Consider the following 26490-nt stretch of genomic DNA (forward strand, 5'->3'; position numbering starts at 1 on the left):
AGGTGAGAGGTGAGAGGTGATAGGGAATAAATTATAAGTTACACATTGAGTAACTTAAGTCATACTGACAAAGTAAAAATTGAGTTCCACATAAACGTTTATTTATGAAAACAGCAGCAATTTTATATCAGCGAGACGGATACGAAACCAGCGGCAAACGCCTTATGGGTAGGCAAGCAGCCAGTGCAGGTTTTCTTAAAGCTTTAGCCCGTTACACTACAGGAGAAAGCCTCTATTGTTTTACCACAAATCAGACAGGATTCGAGGAATTTTGTCAACAAGTTCGCCCTTGGCTTAAGAATTCCGTCTCGCTGCAATGGATTCCAGCTAACAATTCCCAATCCCTAATTCCTGAAAGGTTGACTTCTTTTTGAAACTTAGCTATAATTTATCCAAATACAGCTTTATCTGATTCATTGCCATCAGCAATTTTCACAAATAAGAGAATATCTCCATCACGGGTACAGATTAAATCTATGATAACTTGTTTTAAGTCAGACCGATGGTCGTGGGAATAGCCTTGGCTGATTTTTATGGGTATAGGTTTTCGTTCTTTCCTGGTTATTCTACTCTTGGTGAGATAGTCCGTAAGATACTATTGTGAATGACCAGCCAAAAGCAGCTTATTGAATGATTATGTCTATTCTGACTGAAAAAAATGGGATAATTTTTGAAACTATACAGCAACAGGATATAGAAGCAACTGCTGCTTGTATTTCCAATATTATGTCCAAATCTGAACCCATCACTAGGGCTTTGCAAATTTCTGAAGCTGAGTTTCATGGTTTCGCTATTCCTTACTGCCATAAAGCAGTAAAAGAATCTGTTTCTCTTGTTGCCAAAGATCGACAAACAGGACAAATTGTCGGATTTATTATTTCGAAAGATTTGATGACATGGCCTCCCGAACGACTAGAGATACCCAGTGATAAATTTGAGCCAATTTTCAATTTATTGGAGCAATTATACCGAGTTGCATTCAAAAAGTTAACTTTCTCTCCTCCAGTTTACCCAGCTTACCCTTACCCAGCTTATCCTTACCCAGCTTATCCTTATCCAGCGTACCCAGCTTACCAAGCTATTACTATGGAAAGCAACTTGGTATTAGAATCGATTTACAAGTCTAAAAATTTCATTTCACAAGGAGAAGTTTTACATATTTTTCTTCTGGGAGTTGTCAAAAACTATGCCAATAAAAACATTGCTAAAACACTAATAGAAGTAAATTTAAAATTAGCTAAACAGCGTAATTTTAAAGCGGCTATTGTGGAAGCTACTGGATTAGCATCCCAGCATATATTTCGCAGTTTTGGCTTTCAGGAAGAAGCGGCTATTAAATACAAAACATACAAGTTTAATAACAAAAAAATTCTGTCTACTATAGAAAATAGTGAAAAGTGTATACTTATGTCGGCTAAGATTTAAATAGCCCTCTTCTGTAAATCGGAGGCTAGATATTTTCCCTAATTATAACTTGTTGCGGGGATTTAATCATCTAATTAGTACAATTAAACTCTGCATAGACAGATTAGATGACGGAGGATGAGCTTGAATATATAAGTCATCTCTCCATCTCCTTGTTAGTTTAGATACCAACTACTTTTAAAGAAGGTTTCTCGAAAGTGTTCAAATACACCTTCTCTTTTTTACATTCCTGTTCCAATTCAAGGACAAACCTGTAATTGTACACACCCGTGGGCAAGGTACTTAATACAGCCCCAGCCCAATAGTAGTACACAGGACAATAAGGAGATCTCATCATGTCAGGACCACCGTAAACCTTCAACTCAGTGCAGACTTTGGTCTCAGAAAATTCCTCAGTGTCGCCTTCTTGTTGGCTGTCCAGAAAAACGATATTGTTGATCTTCGGCATAGGCGGCCATGTCCCATCGGGTCTTTTTTCCATATCCATAGGATAGATAATCCAATTGAGAACTTGCCCTGGCTTACAGACGGTTTGCAAATGCCCCGTTCCTTGACCTGTACCACCCACGCTATTATCCATCATGTAAATAGCATCTTTGGTCGTCCGATCTTTAACAGCTTTATGAAGGTCAATGACTGTTACTATATTAAGCTGTACGGAATTGAGCTGCCCTGGATTTTGCTTTTTTAGAGTAAACGTATCTGACATGATTTTCCTCCTGTTAGTTGAACAAATTGTGATTTTCCAACTGTTCTGCGGCCACAAAACGTGGCCACAAAACATCCAATCCGTTTTTTAACGGCTTAGGCATCCTTACCTACGAGATAGAGAGGGGAAGCAGTAGGTATCGATTCTGCTCGAGTCCCCACTTTAAATTTGATGGTGTAGGGAACGAATTTGACATCTTTTTTGACTGTGCCACTCCAGTACGAGACATCAGTACCTTCGTAAGTCTTCTTTTCCGGCTCGCAGTAGTTCTTGTCAATGATGATTTCATCGATGGCTGCATAGGCTTCACATTCTAAGAATATGACTGTCCAAACCAATCGGTCTCCTTTTTCGACGACAGTCTTCAAATTCTTAGTGCCCTGCCCTGTGGAACCATTCGCTTTATTGGTGTCCATAAAATAGACTTCTCCACTCAAGGAATCGGTTGCCAGGGCTCCCACTACATCTATTACAGAGGCTATCGTTATCGTTTTCCCCTTTGTTTCTATCGTTTTAGCTTTCGTTTCTGTTGCCATGATCTATCCTCCAATATTTTTTGTAATTACGATTGAAGCTTAAGCAGTGGTCTAAACAATAGGGATAGGGAGGAAGCCAACACCTGCATTTGTAAACCCATTCTTTTTAGGGTCATTGCTAATCTTGATAAATGCTTCACAGGTCATATCTACCGGTACCCAAGCCGATTCTCCATCCTTCAAGGTGAGCTTATATAGTTGGACATGCATGGTGTAGGCATAGGTCCCTGGTTGGGATGTATCAACAGATGCAGCCCAATACCAACCGTCTGTCACCATATCGGGAGAGCCATATGCAGCCGGATAAATTATGTTTTTATCGACTGCTTCACCACTGATACCCGTAATGATCGGATTAAGAGAATTGATATCGGAAATTTTCTCTTCAGATTGAGCGACGAGTTCACCCGTGACATCCATAATTTTTTGTCCAGAATGCCCAAAATCGTGCTTGACATCACTACGTTTGCTCTGGACTTTAGTCTTAACACCCGTCGCTTGGGAGATCTTTTTTAGTTCCTCTAGGACATGGACGATACTTGTGAATCTTTCCTTTTCAGTGTTTTCAATTTTATTGGCGAGTTCCTTAAGATCGTCGAGTGCCTTGAGATCGCTATTTTTCGATTTGTCTGCTAGAAAGCTCTTAGGAAGGGTAGGCGGAAGAGAACCAACGCCATATGGCAGCCAGTTCAACACCTGCTCATTAGCCTGGGAACCATCACAGTAATGAGTGCCATTGATCGCGGAAACCAATTTGTCAGTCCCTAAACCTTCTGACCCTTGCAATTTCATATTGTCGAACAGGTAGGAATTACCTGCCAATGTGTTGGCTTTTATGGCTGCTTCTACATCAACCATCAATATTATTCCAAGCTGTTGGCTCATAACGTTTCTTTTCCTCCTTAGTTAAGGTTTGTTTTCACTCTCGAACGACGTAGACTAAACCGCACCTAAAGTACCGTTTCTATTGGCGTTTTTTGTTGACTTACAGTTAAATTCGCTTCAAAGAAGGTGTATCTACATACATAAGACAGTTCTTCCCTTCATACATTTGAAGCTCTAACCTGTACCGATATTCCACACCTGGTATCATGTACCATGGCACAATTCCAGACCAAACGTTTAAATGAAGCTTGTCGCTTTCAAGTTCCGTAGGGTCAGTTGGGATCGGATCGATACTGCTACCGTCTTGGTTAAGAAAAGAAATCTTTCTGATTGCTACTGGTGTTTGCAAATCAATGGCTAAGATTGTCCAATTGATAGTCTGTCCGGGATAGCACAAAGTACACAAGTTTGGTGTTCCTTGATTGAGGCTACCCCAAGGACTATTGTCCATCATGCAAAGGTTGCCATTTAGCAGCGTTCCGCCCGAAAGCGATTCAATAACATCAAGAACGCTGAATATGCTGATTTTTGATTCCACAACTTTCCTCCTATTAGTTTACTTCAAAAAATATTCCTGAACAAAGAAACCTTGCCTAGCTCAGTTCTATTTTTTTGTTAGTGTGGGACGATATTGGTAAACAGCAATACCCTATAGCCCATATTAAATAGGCATTTTGTACTGCTTTGTTCAAGTTTTATCCTATCATGAAAGTTCGTCAATAATTCATCACTTTTCAAAATATTTACGAGCCAAGTAACTTTGCCTAGCTCAGTTCTATTTTTTTGTTAGTGTGCGACGAAATTGAAAAACTACACCAGACCATTTCCAATATAGACTACGATCCTAGGACTGCTTTTTTCGAGTTTTATCCTATCATGATTTCTGATCAACAATTCACTTTATTTAAAAAATATCTCTGATCCAAGGAACCTTGCCCACCTGAGTTCGATAAATTTCGTCAGACCACCTTTTCACCAATTTTATTTCAAAGCTATACCCAGTCTTATCAAGGTAATTGGCATTGGCTTCCCCTCGGTTAAATATAGATAAAGCGCTGGTTAAGGCTTCAATAAATAAACGCTTTACCCCTTCCACTCCCAGCGTATTTTCCATTTTTAGAAATAAAGTTCTCGGATCATCTACCGCCGCCATTAGGTGCAGGGCTTTCCTGGTTCGATAATTTGAAAACTGCATTTCGTGGGCTGATGCTTGCAAATCAAAAACACCCGCATCCTTCAATGCACGGCAGAGGGAAGCGTAAACTGAAGGAGCAGGGAATTGGGTGTCGCCAAGGTGAATAACATCCCCACTGCGGCCCAAAAACTCGAATTGTTGGGTTTTCAATCCTGAGCCGTCTAAATTGGGGCGACGGATTACCCTGTCTCCGGATTTAAACCTGAGAAATGGTGCTTCATGGGCATGAAGTCGAGTTACTACCAACTCACCTTCCTCACCTTCAGCTACCCAACCTCCTCGATCGTCTACAATTTCAACCAGATGTAGCCCTGGCACAGTAGCCAGATAAGCAGATTCTGCCTTCAACTGCAAGCCAATAGCTTCGTTTTGTACCGTAGCAAAGTAGCTTAAAACTTCTAAATTGGGATAAAGTTCTTTTAGTTCAATCTGCTTACGATGGGGCAATACTCCACTACCGTACATTGCCACGCGGAAACTTTTCCGGGCTTCCTCATGTAAGCCAATACCGAGATCGCTTAGTATGGCTATTCCTGCCGAAATTGCCATAATCGCTTTGGGTCCTTTGTAGGACATGATATGCTGATAGACTTCCTTCATCACAGGACCAGCGCCAAGATAGTTGATACCTGGTATGTGCTGCAAAACACCTCCAACCATGGTGCCGCTACTCCACATTTGAAAATCTGCCAATGTGGTAGCAACCCACTTGGGATCGTCCCCGGCGAGGTAATCCCGTAGCATATATTCGCCGATGAATTTTCCGGCGATTTTGTAGGTGTCGTGTAACTCCCGTAATGAATAGACCATTTCTACTGGCAAGCCATTACTGGTTCCACCACTGGCGACAATTTCAAAACCACCATAGCTTAAAGGGACGACCAAACCTGGCCTTGACCCCATAAACATATCACCCATAGCAGTCTTATCGCAGACCGGCAGTTGCTGCCATTCCTCAAAGTTGCGGGGAGCTTTTTTTGTTCCCGATTTCTCAATTAGATCTTTCCAAAGAGGATTGAGCATTAAAGTATTGGTCATTTGCTGCAAACGCCGCAATACCAAAGCATTTTGAACCTCGAAATCAATTTCACTATATGTCTTCTGGTAAAGCTTTTCACATTCTTTCATTTTTTCAAAGAATGAGGGCAGTTTCACCACTTCATCAATTGATTTTGGCTCCAACTCTTCATCTGGAATTAAATAATTAGCCAAATCCTCTGAGTTGGAGGAAGATTCGGTTTTAATCATCACATTTGTCACCATTTTTCTAGTCCTTTATTTTGTGAAGCTAACAGACATTAAACTTGGGGATTGCCTGTTCCCTGTTCCCTGTTTCCTATTCCCTTTGGTCAAATCTCGATCCGCAGCAGGATTTATACCAAGACTCTATCATCAGGGTGCGTTACCCTCTGAAGGTCAGACTAGCAACGCTACTAAACTAATAGTGTCCGCGTAAATCCTATACAGTTAGAGTTTAAATGCACAACAACTCATTGAGTCTTTTGCTTTCATTGAGTAATTCTTGTCCGGTTTTTCTGATTTCGTCCAGTAACATCCGGAAGTGATCGGTATCGATCTGATGATTCATAAAAACGACGCGCAAGGCTCCGCTACGATTAACGTCAACCTTCGAGATGAAGAATTTACCTCCTTCTCTGATTCGGTTTCTAATCGCTACCTGAAAATCGGGGAATGCGCTTTCCCGCAGATTAACGGGGAGATAACGGAAGCAAAGTAGGTTGGCTTCTGGCTGATGAATTGTTTGGAAATCTGCTTCACTGTTCAGGATCTCATAAGCGTGTTTAGTCAACTGACACAGATAATTAATCTTATCAGCAAACAGCGCTTTTCCATATAGCGTCCACAATACCCACAAGTTCATAATTAGGGGTCTTTTGGTACATTCAAAATTCTGTTCTGCACTGTCGAATTCAGTGTAAATATCCGGCTTTTTCTCAAAGACATAGCTGGCATCCTGACGGAAGGCACCATAGCTCTTTTCCTTATTCTTGTAGAAAAGCAGGGTACATGGAGCAGGCACAAACATCATCTTGTGGGCATCTAAAAAAAAGGAATCGGCTTTGGCGATTCCTTTTAATTTGTGGCGCAACTGATCGGAAACTATTAAGCTACCACCGTGAGCGCCATCGACATGGAGCCAGATATTTTTCTCTTGGGCTATATCTGCTAATTCGTCGATGGGATCGAAAGCTCCCATTGTAGTGGTTCCGGCGGAAGCAACTAGACAGAAAACTTTCAGTCCTCGTTTTTCTGCGGCTTCCAGGGTAGGGCGTACTTTCTCGATACAAATTTGGTTTTTCTGGTTAATCGGCAAGCGCACAATCTGATCTTCTCCGATTCCCAATATCCCCGCAGCCCGAGAAATGCTGTAATGGGCATCACCTACTGCGATCGCTGGACGAGATTGCCCCGACAACCCATAGATACCTTCGGACCAAATTTGAGGAAACTTGTCATTTCTGGCCGCTAAAAGGGCTGTCAAACTCGCCAACGATCCCCCGGAAGTCGTCACCATGGCAAAACGCTCTCGCTCCCAACCAATGAATTTGTTAAACTCATCGGCCATAATAGACTCAACCACATTTGGTAACTGTGCCGCTTCATAAAACGACGAGGGCTGATTGACAATTGAACTAACTAAATCAATCACACCAGCCAAGGGAATTGTACCGGAAAATTGCCTTCCCATATAACCGGGCGAGTGAACTTGTATCCCGGTTTTAATATACAAGTCAATAATCGCCGCTAGCTTTTCTTCGTCAGCAATGCCCTCACCTTCGGATGCCATCAAATCCTTTGCCGTCTGCAACAGGACATCAGGATTTGTCAGCGCTAGCCCCCTGATTGAGGAGTCAGCCAAATATTTTTCTAGTTTGGAAATAACAATCTCTGCATTCTTCCGAAACAATTTAGGAGAGAAAGCATCCAGCTTTAGTCCGCTTTGTTTTTCACTAGTTAAGTGTTCCTGGGAGTAGTCCCAGGACAATCCTCTAGACTCAGGATTAGAATACTCTAGATTATCTCTAAGATACATGCAATTATTTCCTTGCTATTAACCTTGCTATTAAATCAACACTCTAAACGATATTAAAAGCCCCCGTTATAGTCGGTACTGCGATTTAACGGGGGCTTGTTGACTATGGACTAAACTGAGTCGTTGAGTAATTGATACAGCATTTCCGCTCCACGCTAATTTTATTTTAATTTGATCGCTAAATATAGCGTAGCAGCAGAAATCAAAAATTACAACCCCCTCTCTCAACTTCATCTGATATAGCAGTCGCCAAGGCGCTTAGTGCATTTTTGGTCACTTTGTCAAGTGTATTTCGACTCTGATCAATGACTTAACCGCCATGGCAGTTGCTATAGAGCGTTTTTACTAGTGCATTGCGGCAGAAGTTTCTCATCAGTGCCAAAGCTTGACAGTGGTTTTCTCTCCCCGTCGGCTTTTTGTATTTTAACTACTCAAACTAATAGTTTAGCAGACTAAGTACGGAATAACCCTATTAATTTGATTCAATTAAGGCTATCGCTGAAATAGTCGGGACAACCTTAGCATAGGCAAAGTCAAGTGCTGCCATAAATGCACAATGAACCTCTAGTGCGGGTATTATATGACCATAGAAGACAAGATTCCTGGTCGCACAGGCATCATGAACAACAACACACTCAAATCCCAAGTCAAATGCAGCACGAGTCGTTGAATCTATACAATTTTGAGTCATCCCCCCACAAATCACCACTCTTTTCACCCCAGCACCATGTAAATCGTCAAGAAGACTAGTATCACGAAAACTATTTGCGAATTCTTTCAAAACAACCTTTTCATTTCCTATTGGTTGAACCAATTTATGAATTTCAACGCCCTCGGTTCCCTCAACGAAAAACGGCGCATTAGGATCTTTCGCGACATGTTGAATATGGAAAATTGGGCAACCCTTCTCACGAAAAGCCTCCAGCAAATTCTTAGCATTTTGTGCGGCGGGATACATGCCAACAAGTTCCCATTTCCCCTGCAGGAAATAATCGTTCTGAATATCGACTATGATTAATGCGGTCTTCATTAAACCCCTCCACTGCTAAATTATGTGTCCGATCGGTTGACGAGGACTTACCTACCTTCTTTATAGCAGATTCTATGATGTTTTGGTAGCGCTTTGGCTATATTCCCAACCCAATTTTCCATCCTCATAAACGTTTATTTATGAAAACAGCAGCAATTTTATATCAGCGAGACGGATACGAAACCAGCGGCAAACGCCTTATGGGTAGGCAAGCAGCCAGTGCAGGTTTTCTTAAAGCTTTAGCCCGTTACACTACAGGAGAAAGCCTCTATTGTTTTACCACTAATCGGACAGGATTCGAGGACTTTTGTCAACAAGTTCGCCCTTGGCTTAAGAATTCCCTATCCCTGCAATGGATTCCAGCGAATAATCCTCAATCCCTGACTCAGCCCGGTACACTCTACAAACCAGATCCCCTGATTACCCAACTTGCTTGGCAACGGCGCTATGGAAACCAGCAAGCCTACAGCCTTTGCGGGATTACCCACACCCTTGCTAGTAAAGAGGTAATGGCGGGTATTGGTGACTTATTAATTGCCCCTGTTGAACCTTGGGATGCGATTATTTGTACCTCCCAAACTACTAAAACTACAATCCAACGACTGTTAGAAACTCAAGCAGATTATTTAGCCCAACGTATTGGTGCTAAACCAGATTATAAAATACAGCTACCAGTGATTCCCCTCGGCGTTGATTGCGATACTTTCCTCCAAAATAAAACTGATAAAAATATCCGTCGAAAATGGCGACAGGAGTTAGGTATTGGTGCTGATGACTTAGTTATTCTCTTTGTTGGTAGGCTGATTTTTCATGCTAAAGCTCATCCAGTGCCAATGTATTTGGCCGTAGAAAAAGCAGCGCAAACCACCAAAGAAAAAGTACATCTTATCCAATCAGGATGGTTTGAAGATCAACAACAAGAATTTAGCTTCAAACAATGTGCAGCCCTTCTATCTCCTAGTGTAAATCCAATTTTTATCGATGGTCGTCAATCGAATATTCGTGAAGAAATTTGGTCATTAGCCGATATTTTTATCTCCCTTGCAGATAATATTCAAGAAACCTTTGGACTGACTCCCATTGAAGCAATGGCTGCCGGTTTACCTGTAGTAGTATCAGATTGGAATGGCTATCAAGAAACAGTAAGAGATGGGATAGATGGGTTTCGGATTCCTACCCTAATGCCAGGATCTGGATGTGGTTTAGATTTTGCAGCAAGTTATTACGATAACAGTCTCAACTACAGCACCTATATCGGTCATATTAGCTTGATGACTGCGGTAGATATTGATGCTTGTGCCCAAGCTTTAACCACCCTCTTCAATCAACCAGAATTGCGCCAGAGGATGGGAGAAAATGCCCGCAAACATGCCCGGAAAATTTATGATTGGTCAATCATAATTCCTGCCTACGAAAACCTCTGGGAAGAGCTTACAGAATTGCGCCTACAAGCCACAACTAAAACCCATCTAAATCCTGGTATACCTTCCAATCCCCTCTGTGACGATCCCTGCCAATTACTATCTCATTATCCTACCAAAATATTGAGCAACGAGCAAGTATTAAGTCTGGGTTCCATGGCAAAACCAGAAAGGCTACACATCTTACAGAATATCTGGATGACCAACTTTGGTGCAGATAAGCGATCGCAAACTACGATAATTGAAGAAATATTAGCGATAATCGCCCAAACAGGTTCTCTCACAGTCGGAGAAATTTTAACTCGTTATGGTGGTGAAGATCCATCTGCTAAAATTTATCTATCTCGCACCTTAGTTTATTTACTGAAGTTTGATATTCTGCGATTTGCGATAAATATTCATCAAACATCTCCATAAATTCACGTAGGGCGGGCATCTTGCCTGCCTTTAAAATTATTTTATGGAGAAGCATATTAATCATTAGTCATTAGTAAAAATAATCACCAACAACTAATAACCAATAACCAACAACCAATAACCAATAATCAATTAAAAGACGTGAATATTACTATTAGTCATCGCCAAACCAGTAGATAGCGTCGCAATCTTAACTTGTGCCGCACCACCAATACCATCAGCATCAAAGAATAGCGCACCAGTCTTCTGATTGTAGATAAAGCGATCGCTTGCGTCACCTGCACCTGTACCAATCCGGAATTGATCTGCACTAATCGTAGAACCTGCTAAGAAATCGGTAGAGCCAAATCCTTGAGCGGAAATAGCAATAATATCTTCGTTAACGTTGAAATCAATAATTTTATCGATACCATCAGAGGCAGAATTAAAATTAAAGCGATCGTAGCCAGTACCACCCCGCAGCGTATCATTACCGCCACCACCAGTAAGGATATCGTTCCCATCTCCACCAGTCAAACTATCATTTTGATTTGTCCCAATTATGGTATCAAATCCAGCTTTACCATCTATAGTTACCCCACCCAAAGTGAATTGAGAAGCATCAATGATATTATTGCTAGCACCGCCAGTTAAAGTGGCTTGTTCAATGCTAGTTAAACTATCAATATCATTGGCAATCAGGAGAGTATCGCTCAGAGTAATATCGTAATCTGCGGTAACAGTAACACGGTCAATACCATCCCCACCATCAATTACATCATTTCCTGTTCCACCCGTGAGGGTATCATTACCATCACCACCAAAAAGGCTGTCAAAACCACTCCCACCATTGAGCTTATCATTGCCAATTTCACCATAGAGAGTATCGTTGCCAGCATCACCATTGAGGATATCATTAGGCTCTACCGGATTAAGAGGTGCAAAGGCTGCACCACCGGATTTGATTTTGCTTGATGTTAATATGCCTGAGATGAATGGTTATGAAGTTTGTCAACATCTAAAAGCAGAGGAGCGCACTCGCGAAATTCCGATCATTTTTATTAGTGCCCTTACTGAGGTACTTGATAAGGTGAAAGCCTTTGCAATTGGTGGGGTAGATTATATTACTAAACCTTTTCAAGTTGAGGAAGTTTTAGCCAGAATTGAGACTCACCTAACTATGCGGAAACTGCAACAGCAACTCCAGGCAAAAAATATCCAATTGCAGGAAGAAATTCAAGAACGAGAACAGGCTGAAGAGCGCTTTGCTAAAGCATTTCGGGCTAGCCCTAATCCAATTGCGATCGCAACTCTTTCTGAAGAACGTTTTATCGATGTCAATCCTAGCTTTCTTGCCATGAGTGGCTATTCTCTGGAAGAGGTAATTGGACATACCGCTGGCGAACTTAGGTTAGGTAAAGATAGAGAAACAATTGCTAATATTATCCAACGCCTGGTAGATACTGGTGCTGTATATAATCAAGAATTTTAATTTCGCACCAAGTCTGGAGAAATTAAGATTATCCTATTATCTGTTGAACTAATTGATATTTCTGAAGTTGAGTGCGTCCTCTTAATTGCTAATGATATCACAGAAAGAAATAGATTAGAAAACGAATTTATCTCTTTAGTCAGTCACGAACTCCGTACTCCTCTTACCTCGATGATGGGATCGCTAGATCTTTTGGGATCTGGACAACTGGGCACTCTCACAAATCGAGGACAAAATGTTCTAAATATTGCAATTACTAATACCGAAAGATTGATTCGGTTAGTGAATGATATTCTCGATTTGGAGCGAATGAAGTCTGGCAAAATTGCCATGGAAATAGTAAAATGCAATGGGGCTGATTTGTTAAAACAAGCAGCGGAAGCTATGGAATCAATGGCAGAGAAATCACAGGTCAAGCTAATTGTCAATCCTGTAAATGTAGAACTTTGGGCTGATCCAGATCGGATTGTGCAAACCCTCACAAATTTACTGGGAAATGGGATTAAATTCTCCGAAGCTGGTAGTACTATTTGGATTAGTGGGGAATTAGTGAGTGGGGAGTGGGGATTGGAGAGTGGAAAGTCGATTAAAACTCCATATATTCTCTTTAGTGTTAAAGACAGAGGGAGAGGTATTCCATCGGATAAAATACAGATTATCTTCGATCGCTTTCAGCAAGTTGATGCTTCTGACTCGCGTCAAAAAGGGGGCACGGGATTAGGATTAGCGATTTGCCGCAATATTGTGGAACAACATCATGGGAAAATTTGGGTAGAGAGTGTGGTGGGTGAGGGTAGTACTTTTTATGTCCTGTTACCTTTGGTTCCCTGTCAGAAACCCCACGCCTGAAGGCGGGGGCTTGAAATACAGCCCAATCTGACCAGTCCAAGTCTAAACTGACTACGTTTAAGGCAAGCGTTTAAGAACATACCAGGGAATGCGTAGCTAGTTCCCTGCTCTATAACCAGACGATTAAATAGGCTTACAAGGGTTAAACCAGTGTCGCTTGGATAGTTACCGACCTTAAACATTGACTAAGCTAACGATCGCACTAAAATTGTAGATGGTAGGTAGGGTGGAGGACAAGGGAGACGCAACCAAGCTGATGAGTGTTGGGTCCAGGTACAACACCCAACCTACAAAATACTTCTAATTGGTCAAGACTATGCACAAAGGTTTTAATCCCAACCCCAAAACTGAAAATGCTACTGAAAGGATCTCTAAGCAACTCATTAGATTAGTTAAAGAATTTGAAAAAAACCAGCGCCAGACTATTCCGATATTCCAGACAACACCCAAGCACCTATTCGCTCTTTCTTCGGCGGTGCATCAGGCTGCCCAGCAATTCTCTGACCTACATTTTGAAGTTGAGTATCTTGAAGGACCGTTGGTGAAGATTTCAGAACATAAAAGTAATCGTAAAGGATTTTCTTACACTTGGGTTGAGACATCTAATACAACTGGCAAGTGGTTACTGATGGCTGCTCCACCAGGGGCGTGGGATTATCGTTGTCTTAGTGTTTGGCGAGATAGGGATAAAGCTATTGAAGTTTCAGACAGTATTTATCAGGAGGTAAAGACTATGCCGCTAGGGGATTGGTACAAGAGAATAGGGACTTATCAGTTATTAATTGAATCTATCCCTGATGATGATGATACGGTTGTATCAGTAATGTACCCAGGCACAGGGGAGGTAATACCTGTTGAAGAAGATGCTCAAGAGCGGATTGAGTTACTTCTCAAGCAGGTTGTAAACGATCCTGGTGATAAAGATGATATTTTGTCTCAGATAAAAGAGTTTTTACCCTAATTTAGCTTTTTCGCCAGAGAGATTAGTGCGATGCCTCTAGCTGGTGTTGCCGTTACGGGGAGGTAAGCCATTTCGGATTTTGAGCGAAAACTTGGGCGATTATCGAATTCTAATTTGTCGCGGCGACAAGAGACCCACCGGGGAATTGTATGCTTTTAGCCTACGCCAGCCTATTCCTTCCGTACCTGAAAGCTAACCCTAAAACTCAGGCAATTCCGGTGATTCTCGTAACGGCTAAATCCCCGGAATCGGTTCAGGAAAGCTTTGCTGGCTTGGAGGTAGCAGCCGTTTTTACTAAACCTTTCCGTCCTTTGAAATTGGCGATGGCAATCAGTGAAGTACTAGGCTGGAGTGAAATAGGAGGGGCATAGATCTAAAAGTCCCCCTTAAACAGGGTAATTTCGGGTAATTTTCGAGAGCTATAGTTCATAATAAGTAGGATGAAAATGAACCACCCAATATGATATCAACTCCTCGCCTACCCCGCACTCTAAGTTCTCTAGAAACCTGGGGTTTTGGTTTAACTGGTTTACTTTTGTGGATGGGTGTTGCCCCTGGTGCAAATGCGGAACTCGGACAACAAGGAATTTTTGTCTGGTTAGTTGGCACAATTATCGGTATTCTCCTCAACTTGCAGGTGAAACGGTTGGGTAGTTATTGGCCTGATATGTCTGGCGGAACTCCAAATTACATTACCAGACTGTTGCAAAACTATCCCGGAATCGCTAGGTATGGCGCTATTGGATATTACATTAGTTGGGTAGCGGTTCTACCAGTCAATGCTATTATTCTCACCGATTTAATTGAAGCAAATCTAAAACCTTTGGGGATAAATTGTCCGGAAATATTACTGACAATTGGGTTCACCTTGCTGGCATTTGTCGTAGCATTTAGTGGGACTCGTGCTATCAGTATCCTCCATTTAGTATTCGTATTGCCAGCAGTTGGTTTTCTCTTAGTTTTTTCTATTCAAGGAATGACTTGGTTAGCCTTTTCTAAGTCCAGCCCCGGTTTAATTCCCCCAACTTGGTCTAGTTTTGAATTTGATGGTTGGGCCAAGTGGTTCTTAAATGCTACTTATGCAGTTTATGCTTGCGAAACTGCATCATCCTTTGTGGCTGATAGCAAAAAACCTGGCGAGACTTTGCGATCGCTATCTATCGCTGCGTGGTTAATTCCAGTAGTATATTTGGGGGGATCTTGGGTTCTGATGCGTTTAGCAACTCAACCAGGATTAAAGGATGACACCTTTTTAAATCTCCTCGCCGCCGCTTCTCCATTTTGGGGTAATTCTGCCCCCTATTTGGTTACTTTTTTAGTCGCTTCCAGCAGTCTACTTGCTTGCGCTACTGCCGTTTCCAACTGTCCCCGCATCCTGTACCAACTAGCCGCTGATGGGCATCTCTCCCCCGTTTTCGCCGTCACTTCCCGTCAAGGTGTTTTTGCGCCAGGGTTATTTCTGACTCTGCTTCTGAGTCTACTCTGTCTGGTTTGGGGTAATGTGCCCCGCATCGTTATGGTAACTGGGGTAGGGTGGATTTCCGCATTCATTTCTCTACATTGGGGGTTATGGCTGTGGCGCGGGAGACGAGAGGTACTTTTCCCCTGGTTGTCTCTAGGATTTTGCTTGATGGAGTTAGTCGTTTTAGTAATTGGGGGATTGGCTTGGAGTGGGGAAGATTTACTAATTGGGTTATTGTTACCTATAGTAATTTTAGCAATAGATCGGGCGATTCGTTATATCAGATTTGCCCCTTTCCATCCAGCTTGGTGGAAGCGCCGTTACAGTTTGCGATCGCGAATTGATCTATCTAGTTTTTTGGGGGTTCAGGTTGGTATTTTAATTTTACTCATCTGTAGTGCCATGGTAATCGGCTGGTTTTTTGGCAGCAAATCCAGTATAGATCTAACCACAGGTGCAAATCTTTTAGAAGTATTAATTTTAGTGGTAGCATTTGTGGGAGTTGCGATCGCTTGTTGGACTAGTTTACCTCAAGTTCTGGCAATTGCTGAAGCCCGCGAACAATCAGAACATCTATTTAATATTGCCATTGACGCTATTTTAGTTTTGGATGAAAATGGCACAATTCGCAAAGCAAATCCCGTTGCGGAACAACTTCTCTCCACAATTAATCCTAATCCGATCGGCACTCCCCTCAATCAGATATTTCTGGAATTGAATAATCATCCTGATACTTGGCTTCGTCGCAGCGAATATACTCTAAATACCGGAGAATCTCCGATTACCCTTGAAGCAGCTATTTCCGATCATTTCAATCAAGACTTTCGAGAATATGTCGTAATTATGCGGGATATTACCAATCGAAAACAAGCTGAAGAGACGATGCAGAATTATAACCGTATTTTAGCACAAAAAGTTTCGGAACGTACTGCTGAACTTGCCCAAGCTAATGCGGAAATTATCGATCTCAACAATCGCCTCAAAGCCGAAAATATCAGGATGAAAACGGAACTAGATGTAACCAGACAAATCCAACAAATGATCTTACCTAAAGCCAGCGAACTCAATGGGATTCCCGGGCTAGAGATTGCTGGCTTTATGGAACCTGCGGCTGAGGTAGGCGGTGATTACTATGACGTACTGCAATATGAAGGTAGGGTTAAAATTGGAATTGGTGATGTTACCGGACATGGACTAGAAAGCGGTGTATTAACGATCATGGTACAAACAGCAGTCCGGACTTTATTGGAAAATAATGAAACCGATCCCAGGCAATTCTTAGATGTAATTAATCGCACAATCTATAACAACGTACAGCGGATGGGTTCTGATAAAAACCTCTCCCTCTGTTTACTAGAGTATCACGAATGTCGTCTATATTTAAGCGGACAACATGAAGAAATGATTCTGGTACGTGCGGGTGGTAATATTGAGCGAATTGACACGATAGACTTGGGGTTCCCCATTGGATTGGAAGCAGATATTACCGATTTCATCAGCGAAGTTATAATTCATTTGCATCCTGGAGATGTCGTAGTATTGTACACTGATGGGATTACGGAAGCTGAAGATGTCAATGGCTTACAGTATGGCTTAGAGCGATTGTGCCAGATAGTTAGCTGCAACTGGCAAGAGTCTGCTGATGACATTCGACAAGCTGTCATCCAAGATTTGCGATCGCATATTGGTTCTCATACAGTTTACGATGACATAACTTTATTAATACTGAAGCAGAAATAGTTGTTGGTTGTTGGTTATTAGTTGTTGGTTATTAGTTGTTAGTTGTTAATGGGTTTAGAGAAACTTATTATTGAGTTTTCGCCAAACAACTAATAACTGTGACAGGCGTATCGACTGTCCTACAACAAACAACAAACGAAAAATGACAAATAATAAATGACAAACAACAAACGAAAATGACACAAATATTTGGAGAATTTAACGAAATATTGACTCCCAGCCAGGAATATTTAGTGCTACAATTTTCCCCTAGCTCCATTCCTCTAAAACATCGCTGGCGAAATAATGGGTTGTCGGCAGATTTTATGGCATACTATTTTATGACATTCTTTCCTGGCAGTGAGGAGGATGGCGATACCGACTCTAAACAAGCAGAAATTAAAGGAGCAGTAAGTTATATTGCCAATGAATTGATAGAGAATGCAATGAAGTTTAATGATGAAACATCGCCCCACCCGATTAGTATTTCACTCCACTTACATCAAGACAAATTGATCTTCCTTACTACAAATAGTATTTCTCCGGAAAATGTCAGCGATTTTCAGGCATATATTCAGCAACTAATCACCTCAGATACCGAAGAGTTGTATATTAGTCAGCTAGAAAAAAATGCGGAAGACGAAACCTGTACAGCATCTAGGTTAGGCGTATTAACGATGATCAATGATTATCTCGCCAAGGTAGGCTGGAAGTTTGAAACTGTTCAAGAGGAACAGAAAATTATCGCTGTGACTACAATGGTTCAGTTGACTGTATAGGGAACCTAGAGTTACATTAATGTGTAAGGAGGTTGGGTGATGGATATTAAAACGAAAGACTACAGTGTATGTTATGATACAACAACTTGGACTGTTGACTGGCAAGGTTCCCTGCGGCTCAGTGGGAGTGACGAGTACGCGCCTATTGTGGATTTGCTCGAACAAGTGACAGAGAGTCAGCCACCTAGCATTACTCTCAATCTGAGGCATCTCGAGTTTCTCAATAGCTCCGGTATCAGTATGCTATCGAAGTTTGTGATTAAGGTGCGTCAGAAAAAAAATATTAGTGTCGTAGTGCAAGGCTCTCAGAAAATACCGTGGCAAGGTAAGTCGTTGAAGAATTTACAGCGGTTGATGCCGACTTTGAAGCTGGAATTGGAGTAGGTGACTAAAGGATGAAGGCTGAAGGTTGAAAGATGAAGGTTGAAGTCATTCAGGAAGGGTAGTCTGAAATTAATTTCAGTCATTAGTCAGGAATTGAGGGGAGTTTGGTTGATTCCTTATTGTATCGATTATTAGTCAGTTGTCAGTTGTCTGTTATTTTTCACTTACCACTGACAAACAACCAATAACAAACATCAAACATCAAACATCAAATGGACAATGAACCAATCTCTTCACAACCTGACAATCATCTGGCAATCTTAGAAGAAGAGCTATCAAGAGAACAGCTACTTCTAGAAATTGCCCGCCTGCGGCAGGAAATTGAGGAAGTAAAGCAGGAAAAAGCGGACTTGGAAATTTTGTTAGAGACGACTACGGAACATGCGGATACAATTGAAGAAGTATTGCATAATCAAGCAGAGTCAGCGGTACGTGATAGTGAGAAACGTTTAGTGCAATTTTTGGAAGCTGTACCTGTGGGAGTATTTGTCGTTGACGCTAGTGGTAGACCATACTATGCTAATCAGACAGCTCAACAGATTCTAGGCAAAGGTATTATCCCACAATCTGCCGCAGCACAATTGCCAGAGATTTATCAATCTTACATGGCGGGAACAGACGAATCCTATCCTACAGACAGCCAACCGCTATTCCAAGCATTGAAAGGCGATCGCGCTACTGTCGATAATATAGAAATCCGTCAAGATAATAAAATTATACCCCTAGAAATGTGGGCAACGCCAATTTTTAACGAAACTGGCGAAATTGTTTACGCCATATCTGCTTTTCAAGATATCACCCAACGGAAGCAAGCGGAAGTTGAGCGCATTTCTTTTACCCAAGAATTGGAAGGTAAAAATGCCGCTTTGCAAGAAATGGACAAGATTAAAGATGAATTTTTAGCTAATACCTCTCACGAACTTCGCACGCCCCTTAATGGTATTATCGGTTTGGCTGAATCCCTGATTGAAGGCGCTACGGGACAACTTCCATTACAGACTATTGCTAATTTAGAAATGATCGTTTCTAGTGGTAAGCGATTAGCTGCTTTAGTCAACGACATCCTAGACTTTGCCAAACTAAAACATCACAATCTCGAACTCCAACTCCAACCCGTAGGAATGGGAGAAATTACTGATTTGGTGCTACGACTTTCTCAACCATTAGTCGCTCAAAAACCCTTACAATTGATTAATAATATCAGTTCCGACTTGCCATCAGTTTATGCTGATGAGAATAGAGTTCAACAAATTTTACATAATTTAGTCAGTAATGCAATTAAATTTACCGATAGCGGCATTGTAGAGATATCAGCAAAAATAATCATTTCACCTAATTCCATTACAACGAACAACCAACAACCAATAACCAATAACCAACAATTAGCAATTACTATTTCTGACACAGGTATTGGAATTCATGAGAATAAATTAGATAAAATTTTTGAATCATTTGAACAGGCAGATGGTTCAACGGCTAGACAATATGGTGGTGCTGGTTTGGGACTAACAATTACCAAACGACTTGTTCAGTTGCATGGAGGTGAAATTAAGGTTGAATCTACTATTGGTATTGGTTCCCGATTCACCTTTACCCTACCTCTAGTGACAGATAAAATACTGGAGACTAGACAAGGAATCAAAGATACATATCCATCACCACATCCAACCTCTCCATCAACATCAAAACTTTTAGTAACCAACAATTCAGATACTTTATTACTACCTGAATCTGTTTCTAGTAAACAGAAAATTATTTGTGCTAGCGATTTGACTATCCTAATTGTGGATGATGAGTTGGTGAACCGTCAGGTACTCCTCAATCATTTGTCCCTGGAAAACTATTGCGTCGTACAAGCATCTTCTGGAATAGAAGCACTAGCATTAATCGAGGAGGGTTTAAAACCAGATCTAATATTACTAGATGTCATGATGCCGCGCATGACAGGCTATGAAGTTTGTCGAAAAATACGGGAACATTTTCCTGCCAATGAACTACCAATCTTGATGTTAACTGCTAAAAATCAAGTCTCCGACTTAGTGGAAGGATTAAATGCCGGGGCAAATGATTATCTGAATAAACCCATATCAAAAAATGAACTACTATCTCGAATAAAAACTCATCTAGAAATATCCAAACTAAACCTCGCCTATAGTCGGTTTATACCCCGTGAATTTCTGCAATTCTTAGACAAGAAAAGTATTCTTGATGTCCAATTAGGCGATCAAGTTCAAAAAGAAATGTCCGTGCTATTTTCTGATATTCGCAATTTTACTACACTTTCAGAAAGCCTGACACCAGAGGATAATTTTAAATTTATTAACGCTTATCTGTCTCGTATGGAACCAGCTATTAGCGAAAATCATGGCTTTATTGATAAATATATTGGTGATGCTATTATGGCTCTGTTTGCTGGAGGGGCTGATGATGCAGTTAGAGCGGGAATTTCTATGTTACAGCGGTTAGTAGCATACAATCAACATCGGGCTAATTATGGCTACATGCAGATTCAAAATGGCATTGGCATCAACACAGGTTTGCTGATGTTAGGTACAGTCGGCGGGAAAAACCGGATGGATAGCACTGTGATTAGTGATGCTGTTAATTTAGCTTCCCGCCTGGAAGAATTAACCAAAGATTATGGAGTGTCTTTATTAATTTCCCATCAAACATATTCGCGGTTACAAAAACCTAAAGACTATGCTATCCGCATCATCGATAAAGTTCAGGTTAAGGGCAAATCAGAAAAGGTAACAGTTTATGAAGTATTTGATGCGGATTCAGCCGAAATTAGAGATGGTAAATTAGCTTGCAAACAAGAATTTGAGGAAGGAATATCCCTTTACCAGCAAAACTCTATTCGAGATGCCGCACAACTTTTTACTCATTGCTTGCGTACAAATCCTAGAGATAGAGTAGCGCAAATTTATCTGAGGCGTTGTCGAGATTAGCGAGCGTTACTTCAGTAATTGATAGAGATATCAGCCTTAAGTTAAGATATTTCAGCAAAGAGAGAAAGCTGAGTAACAGTCTTAACTGACTTGTAAAAAATTAACTCTCGATTTCTTTTACCTGCCACACCACTGAGTATCGTTAGGGGCTTAAATGATAAGTAATTAGCCCCATCACCTTCACAGCAAATTACTTCACCTTTGCGAGTCATTACCCATCTTGCCAATTCCTCATAATTAATACCTTCACTCCCATATTGGTAGCCCTTACCTGATTCAAATTGATAAGGAGGATCGATAAACCACGTTGCTTCTACATTGGGAGCATCAGTATAGTCACCACAAATAATTTCCCAGTGCTTGACTTTATATAAATTCGCAGCTATATATCTTTTACTGATTTGCCAATTTCTGGCTAGGAGTGGTGTAGTTTTGATCGTTTTATATTTGAATGCCATCTTAGTGACGGCATGAATTATATGGAAAAATTCGGAAGTTTTGTCCCCTACCTCCAAATTTGGCATATTCATAATTTCTTCAGGTGTGGCTTTATATATTAACCACTTCCAAATACTGGCTACTCTCTCATCTTTCTCCACTAGAATCACGCGCTTCTTCCAGTTATTGCTCGAAAGAGCATAAGCAGCAGATCCTGCGAAAGGTTCAATAATTGTATTAAATAGAGGCAAGGGATAATACTTTGCGATCTGCTTCTTGCGACCATAGTAGTAAAACATCAGGAGCTGATCCAGGTACAGTAATTTTAATTTAGAGGTAAATCTAGAATATCATAAATTCAAGTATATCTTGATACTTCTCTAAGTAATTTTCTCGATCCAGTAAGACAACCCAGCCTTCACCCATCTTTCTCTTCCCGCTAGTCTTCATTCCAGTAACTTTGGTATTTCTCCCTGTTGTGCCACTAATCTCACCCCAATCATTCTCACATAAAGAGTTAGCGTAGAATACACCTGTAATAATAGGGAATCGTTCTATCTCTGATGCTTCTACACCCGCAAAATCCCAGACTAGCCCTAAGAGAGACTTTACCTCTCTATGGTGAGCTTGCCATGTTATTCCAGTCAGATAATTAATGCGTTTTTCTCCAGATGAAAGATTACTGCCAGTCTTGATATTTCCCACCGTAGCTTTCACTTCTAAGCCTTGAGGATAATTGCGAAGTTGCTCCTCTGTAGCAGACTTTCCGGTCAGAGGTATAATATCTGGATGTCCTTTCTCAATAGGGTTCACTATAACCCCCACTATTTTGGCTAAACAATCGCAAAAAACAGCACCTATAATACTACTAGTCGTCTTAAAATCAATGCTTTTATATAGGACAAAAGGCAGAGCATCTAATAACTTACTTGTATCTTGAATGGCTAAATAAATGTTCGTGCTAGTTACAGTGAATCCACATTCTATAGAGAATTTATCTCTCACCTTGTATTTCACATCTGTATCTGTATCCGTGTCGCTAATCAACTCGCTACTGACATCATTAAGTCCCTCAAATAGTTCTGAGATTGTTAAACCTAACGTTGTTGCGATTACCTCTATATTGCGTAGGCTTAGATTTCTTCTGCCCCGCTCAATACTACTAATGTATGTACGATCTAGGTTACATTCGTGAGCAAAGGCTTCTTGTGATAGTCCTTTTCCCTCCCGAAGTTCGCGAATCCTCAATCCGAGGCGTATTTGTATGTCTACAGGTGGCTTCATATTATGATATAAAACCAGATGTAGTCAAAAAGTCTACGGACTATAAGTCACATTGATTTAATGCCTGAAGAATTCTCCTTGTCAAGCTAGCCCCCCATTAAGGTTGATAATTTGTAACAAATACTAAACTTCAATGATGGGCTGTTAAATTGTTAATACTTTTAGTGCAGTTAAACACAGTAAAACCTCATTTGGCTAATTATACCTTGAAAACTAGATCTAATTACTATCAACTTCTCCCTTACATCCACCCCCACTGGAAAACCATTTATCAGGCATTAGCTTGCACTTTGGGGGTGACGGTATTTTGGCCTATCCAAGCTCAACTAGCTGGCAAAATTGCTAAATTCGTCGGCGAGGGCAATATTGCGGCACTGATTCAATTATCTGGCATTATTGCTTTGGTTTTTCTGATCCAGAAAATCCTGATGTATGGGCAAGATGCTTTAATGGCAAAAGCGGCTCTTGCTCTTGCTTTTGACTTACGGAAGCGAGTATATGCTCACATCCAAAATCTTAATATTACTTATTTTGAAACGGCGAAAACTGGGGATTTAACTTACCGACTTACTGAAGATATTGATAGAGTAGGGGAAGTTGTAAATAAGGTTTTCCATGACTTTATCCCTTGTATTTTACAGCTTATTGTTGTGTTGAGTTACATGATTTATCTCAACTGGCAATTAACCCTAGGTACTTTTATTACAGCACCTTTGATGGGTATTTTAATTGGTTGGTTTGGCGAACAGATGCTGAAGTTTTCCCGCCGCAGTCAAAATCGGATCTCGGATTTATCTGCTTTACTTACTGAAGTATTTAGTGGAATTCGTCTGGTGCAAGCATTTGCCGCTCAGGATTATGAAAATGAACGGTTTGCTATTGAAGCTGAACATAATCGTCGGGCAAAATATGCGGCGGAACATCTGAAGGCAATTCAATTTCCGATCGTAGGATTTATGTATGCCATGAGCGTATTATTACTATTTTTACTGGGTGGTTGGCAAATCTCTCTGGGTAACTTAACTGGGGCTAAATTTGTCAGCTATATTGCGGGTGTCGGGTTAATGATCGATCCTATTGCTCATATTACCAGTAATTACAATGATTTTAAACAGGGCGAGGCATCTGTTGACCGAATCTTTGAACTATTTGCCATTCAACCAACAGTGGTAGAAAAACCCGATGCGATCAACTTACCAGCAGTTACTGGCAAAGTAGAATATCAGAATATTACCTTCGCTTATTCCCACATTACTCAGGAAGGAATCGGAGGAAATATTGTCCTAAAAAACTTGAATTTATCAGTAACTTCAGGAGAAGCAATTGCCCTTGTTGGTGCATCAGGTGCGGGAAAAACCACCTTAGTTAATTTACTCCTTCGTTTCTACGATCCGCAAGGTGGAGATATTCTGATTGACGGGATTAATATTCGAGATGTCACTATCAAAAGTTTGCGACGACAAATTGCCATAGTGCCCCAGGAAACTATATTATTTTCCGGTACTATTGCCCAGAATATTGCCTTTGGGCAGAAAGAATTTGACCTAAAAGCAGTGCAAGCAGCAGCAGAAATTGCTAATGCTCACCAATTTATCATTCAGCTATCTCAAGGGTATCAAACTTGGGTAGGAGAGCGAGGTGTAAACTTATCAGGAGGGCAAAGACAGCGAATTGCGATCGCGCGGGCAATTCTCCTCAATCCCACCATTCTCATCCTCGATGAAGCCACCTCTGCCCTCGATTCAGAATCAGAAGCATTAGTCCAAGAAGCATTAGAAAGAGTGATGGAAAATCGCACAGTGTTTATGATCGCTCACCGCCTCACAACTGTGCGTCGTGCTGACAGGATTTTAGTGATGGAAAGGGGAGAAATTATTGAATCTGGCACTCATGATGAATTATTGGCGCGAGGAGGACGTTATGCTGGATTCTATGCTCAACAGTTTACTTAGGAAATGGGGATGGGATTACCCCGTAATATTGCGATCGCAAGCCTAATTCTTGACGTAATTCTTCAGGAGAGTAAGCAAAAATGGGAACGGAATCGATCGCCAAATTATTCTTGAAGAAGATAACTTCGAGGAAGGGTTAAGCTCTGCACTAATTGCCGCAGGTATTCACGCAGAGGATATTGTGACTAGCATTGATTATCAAAGTAGTGCTAAATCAGTGGTATTTCAGGCGGTGTGAAGTATTCCTATCTTACTAGGGGCAGAATGAATTATTCAGCAAGCGATGCCTCTGGCGGGCGCAGCCATCGCTCTCATTTTACCAGTCAAAAGTTTTCGATCGCGATCGATTTAAGTATTTCTGGCGACTAAACGATAGATTGGATCGCAAGCCTCAGTTGCTCTGTCCTTTTAGGGTATGGGTATTTCGTCTTTCCCAAAAAACCCACACAAAAAAACCCATACCCTGTTTCGGTCACTTTAGGGTGCGGAATGTGGGTTTATTTACCAGACAAGTATCCGGTCTTCGGGGTGCGTACTCTCAATTTCTTTGTACACTTTGAGATTGGGGATAATCTCAATCAGTTCATCAATGCTGTAGAAATTGAAGTCTTTTAGATCGATGTAGTTGTAGGTTATGTAACCTTTGCAAGAGTTAAGAATAACTTTTTCCAGATAGATATATTGAATTTCTCTTCTCAGTTCTGTGAAGGCATAGTTACTAATAACTAGATCGTATTTTTGCTCTGGATTTAAGGCATCAGAGGTTTGGTAAGAAAGTGCCGTAGTAATTTGAAAGTGATTCAAATATTTTTGAGCAAGTTTCAGGACGGGGGCTAAATCAACTAGACAGTAAGATTTAACTTGTTTAAAGTAGCTGTCAATAATCCGGCATAGCCCACCATAGCCAACGCCAATTTCACTTGCATCAACTTCAAAAGCTCCGGTTTCGATATCAATTGCTACAATTTTGCCACGATTGCCTGCTTCCACCAAGGGGCGTATTTGAGTTTCGTAGATCAAATCGCCCCGTTGGGCAAATTTTTCTTTGCTATAGCCGGGTTGCCGAACTACCATTAGTTTGACCTCTCCTTAAGGCTGTATTACAGGTTATACTTTTTATTTCTGAGGTAAAAGTTGATGAAAATTAGTTACGATTCTGAAATTGATGCCCTCTATATTAGACTTGTAGAAGGTAAGCCTCAGTGTCGCACTTTACAGTTAACTGACGAAATTTCTTTAAATATTGGAGAAAATGAGTTATTAGTAGGGATAGAAGTTTTAGATGCTACACAAGTTTTAGGTGAAGGTAGTGTCCCTGATGTAGTGCTAGAAAATATATCTTTTAAAGTAGCTTAAATAGGGAAAGCGATCGCTCTAGACAAGAGCAAAAAGCAGGTAAAGTGGTGAGTAGTGAGGATGCGCGAAAGAAGTTAGGGTTAGGATGAATAGAGGAGTGCGATCGCAAAGCCTGCCCCAGGGATCGCCAAAAACTAGCCAGAAATCGCCTACTACGAACTCAAAACTCTCTTTCCCCACTCTCCACTCCCCACACCCCACTCCCACCTAT

23 protein-coding genes and 2 pseudogenes are annotated in these 26490 nt (G+C 41.1%); 13 read left to right on the forward strand and 12 right to left on the reverse strand.

The genetic code is table 11. From position 1 onward, the window contains the following. The first annotated feature begins 104 nt into the window (after nt 1-104). Both NJ959_RS02305 and NJ959_RS02310 read left to right on the forward strand, forming a co-directional pair. The gene (locus tag NJ959_RS02305) at nt 105-374 is read left to right on the forward strand and encodes a hypothetical protein (protein ID WP_254010127.1); all 270 of its coding nucleotides are present in this window, start codon (nt 105-107) and stop codon (nt 372-374) included. Between the two features lie 262 nt (nt 375-636). Further along, nucleotides 637-1425 (forward strand): GNAT family N-acetyltransferase, encoded by a 789-nt coding sequence (locus tag NJ959_RS02310; protein ID WP_254010128.1) that lies wholly within the window; start codon nt 637-639, stop codon nt 1423-1425. A gap of 160 nt (nt 1426-1585) precedes the next feature. Here the strand turns inward: NJ959_RS02310 and NJ959_RS02315 are convergent, their stop codons facing one another. The 7 genes from NJ959_RS02315 to NJ959_RS02345 form a co-directional block, all read right to left on the reverse strand. Next, a complete protein-coding gene (locus NJ959_RS02315) occupies nt 1586-2134 on the reverse strand; it encodes a DUF8788 domain-containing protein (RefSeq protein WP_254010129.1) in 549 nt (182 codons plus the stop codon). A 95-nt stretch (nt 2135-2229) separates the two neighbouring features. Further along, nucleotides 2230-2670: a DUF8788 domain-containing protein gene (locus NJ959_RS02320; RefSeq protein ID WP_254010130.1), complete on the reverse strand. Its 441-nt coding sequence runs from the start codon at nt 2668-2670 to the stop codon at nt 2230-2232. 51 nt (nt 2671-2721) lie between these two features. Continuing rightward, complete coding sequence (locus NJ959_RS02325; protein WP_254010131.1) at nt 2722-3555, reverse strand: DUF8788 domain-containing protein; 834 nt, start codon at nt 3553-3555, stop codon at nt 2722-2724. A gap of 106 nt (nt 3556-3661) precedes the next feature. Further along, nucleotides 3662-4093 carry a DUF8788 domain-containing protein gene (locus tag NJ959_RS02330; protein ID WP_254010132.1) on the reverse strand — a complete coding sequence of 144 codons (432 nt, stop codon included), beginning with the start codon at nt 4091-4093 and terminating at the stop codon, nt 3662-3664. Between the two features lie 366 nt (nt 4094-4459). Next, entirely contained in the window at nt 4460-5998 is a 1539-nt protein-coding gene (locus tag NJ959_RS02335; RefSeq protein WP_254010133.1) for a phenylacetate--CoA ligase family protein, read from the reverse strand. A 226-nt stretch (nt 5999-6224) separates the two neighbouring features. Beyond that, on the reverse strand, nt 6225-7805 hold the full coding sequence (locus NJ959_RS02340) for a pyridoxal phosphate-dependent decarboxylase family protein (RefSeq protein ID WP_254010134.1): 1581 nt from the start codon (nt 7803-7805) through the stop codon (nt 6225-6227). 472 nt (nt 7806-8277) lie between these two features. Next, nucleotides 8278-8835, reverse strand: a complete 558-nt coding sequence (locus tag NJ959_RS02345; RefSeq protein ID WP_254010135.1) for a cysteine hydrolase family protein — start codon at nt 8833-8835, stop codon at nt 8278-8280. A gap of 140 nt (nt 8836-8975) precedes the next feature. On the opposite strand from NJ959_RS02345, the gene NJ959_RS02350 reads away from it, so the two are divergent. Next, on the forward strand, nt 8976-10673 hold the full coding sequence (locus tag NJ959_RS02350; protein ID WP_254010136.1) for a glycosyltransferase family 4 protein: 1698 nt from the start codon (nt 8976-8978) through the stop codon (nt 10671-10673). 132 nt (nt 10674-10805) lie between these two features. Here the strand turns inward: NJ959_RS02350 and NJ959_RS02355 are convergent, their stop codons facing one another. Beyond that, complete coding sequence (locus NJ959_RS02355; protein ID WP_254010137.1) at nt 10806-11258, reverse strand: calcium-binding protein; 453 nt, start codon at nt 11256-11258, stop codon at nt 10806-10808. Nucleotides 11259-11411: 153 nt separating this feature from the next. Next, nucleotides 11412-11645 (reverse strand): annotated as a pseudogene (locus NJ959_RS30565) (calcium-binding protein); the annotation flags it as partial. Here NJ959_RS30565 and NJ959_RS30570 point away from each other — a divergent pair. The 8 genes and pseudogenes from NJ959_RS30570 to NJ959_RS02405 all read left to right on the forward strand — a co-directional run. Next, a pseudogene (locus NJ959_RS30570) lies at nt 11563-12993 on the forward strand (ATP-binding response regulator); the annotation flags it as partial. The pseudogenes NJ959_RS30565 and NJ959_RS30570 sit on opposite strands and share 83 nt — an antisense overlap. 316 nt (nt 12994-13309) lie before the next feature. Then, the gene (locus NJ959_RS02375) at nt 13310-13954 is read left to right on the forward strand and encodes a hypothetical protein (RefSeq protein WP_254010139.1); all 645 of its coding nucleotides are present in this window, start codon (nt 13310-13312) and stop codon (nt 13952-13954) included. Nucleotides 13955-13997: 43 nt separating this feature from the next. Beyond that, nucleotides 13998-14150 (forward strand): DUF4058 family protein, encoded by a 153-nt coding sequence (locus tag NJ959_RS02380; protein WP_254010140.1) that lies wholly within the window; start codon nt 13998-14000, stop codon nt 14148-14150. Next, entirely contained in the window at nt 14104-14325 is a 222-nt protein-coding gene (locus NJ959_RS02385) for a response regulator (protein WP_254010141.1), read from the forward strand. The genes NJ959_RS02380 and NJ959_RS02385 overlap by 47 nt, the downstream gene beginning before the upstream one ends. Before the next feature lie 89 nt (nt 14326-14414). Further along, nucleotides 14415-17156: a SpoIIE family protein phosphatase gene (locus tag NJ959_RS02390; RefSeq protein ID WP_254010142.1), complete on the forward strand. Its 2742-nt coding sequence runs from the start codon at nt 14415-14417 to the stop codon at nt 17154-17156. A 176-nt stretch (nt 17157-17332) separates the two neighbouring features. After that, entirely contained in the window at nt 17333-17914 is a 582-nt protein-coding gene (locus tag NJ959_RS02395; RefSeq protein WP_254010143.1) for a slr1658 family protein, read from the forward strand. Nucleotides 17915-17953: 39 nt separating this feature from the next. Continuing rightward, on the forward strand, nt 17954-18298 hold the full coding sequence (locus NJ959_RS02400; RefSeq protein ID WP_254010144.1) for a slr1659 superfamily regulator: 345 nt from the start codon (nt 17954-17956) through the stop codon (nt 18296-18298). Between the two features lie 212 nt (nt 18299-18510). Next, complete coding sequence (locus tag NJ959_RS02405; protein WP_254010145.1) at nt 18511-21249, forward strand: response regulator; 2739 nt, start codon at nt 18511-18513, stop codon at nt 21247-21249. A gap of 41 nt (nt 21250-21290) precedes the next feature. On the opposite strand, the gene NJ959_RS02410 is transcribed toward NJ959_RS02405, so the two are convergent. Beyond that, nucleotides 21291-21986, reverse strand: a complete 696-nt coding sequence (locus tag NJ959_RS02410; protein ID WP_254010146.1) for a DNA adenine methylase — start codon at nt 21984-21986, stop codon at nt 21291-21293. Between the two features lie 43 nt (nt 21987-22029). Continuing rightward, nucleotides 22030-22971 (reverse strand): helix-turn-helix domain-containing protein, encoded by a 942-nt coding sequence (locus NJ959_RS30400; RefSeq protein ID WP_309242537.1) that lies wholly within the window; start codon nt 22969-22971, stop codon nt 22030-22032. 206 nt (nt 22972-23177) lie between these two features. Between NJ959_RS30400 and NJ959_RS02420 the strand changes: the two genes are divergently transcribed. Further along, the gene (locus NJ959_RS02420; RefSeq protein ID WP_254010147.1) at nt 23178-24923 is read left to right on the forward strand and encodes an ABC transporter ATP-binding protein; all 1746 of its coding nucleotides are present in this window, start codon (nt 23178-23180) and stop codon (nt 24921-24923) included. A gap of 501 nt (nt 24924-25424) precedes the next feature. Here NJ959_RS02420 and NJ959_RS02425 read toward each other — a convergent pair. Beyond that, nucleotides 25425-25997, reverse strand: coding sequence for a putative sugar O-methyltransferase (locus tag NJ959_RS02425; RefSeq protein WP_256528557.1), 573 nt, complete (start codon nt 25995-25997; stop codon nt 25425-25427). A gap of 63 nt (nt 25998-26060) precedes the next feature. Between NJ959_RS02425 and NJ959_RS02430 the strand changes: the two genes are divergently transcribed. Next, on the forward strand, nt 26061-26279 hold the full coding sequence (locus NJ959_RS02430; RefSeq protein ID WP_254010148.1) for a DUF2283 domain-containing protein: 219 nt from the start codon (nt 26061-26063) through the stop codon (nt 26277-26279). Nucleotides 26280-26490: the final 211 nt, after the last annotated feature.

Origin of the sequence: Limnofasciculus baicalensis BBK-W-15 (assembly GCF_024178385.1) — a bacterium.
GTDB lineage: Bacteria > Cyanobacteriota > Cyanobacteriia > Cyanobacteriales > Coleofasciculaceae > Limnofasciculus > Limnofasciculus baicalensis.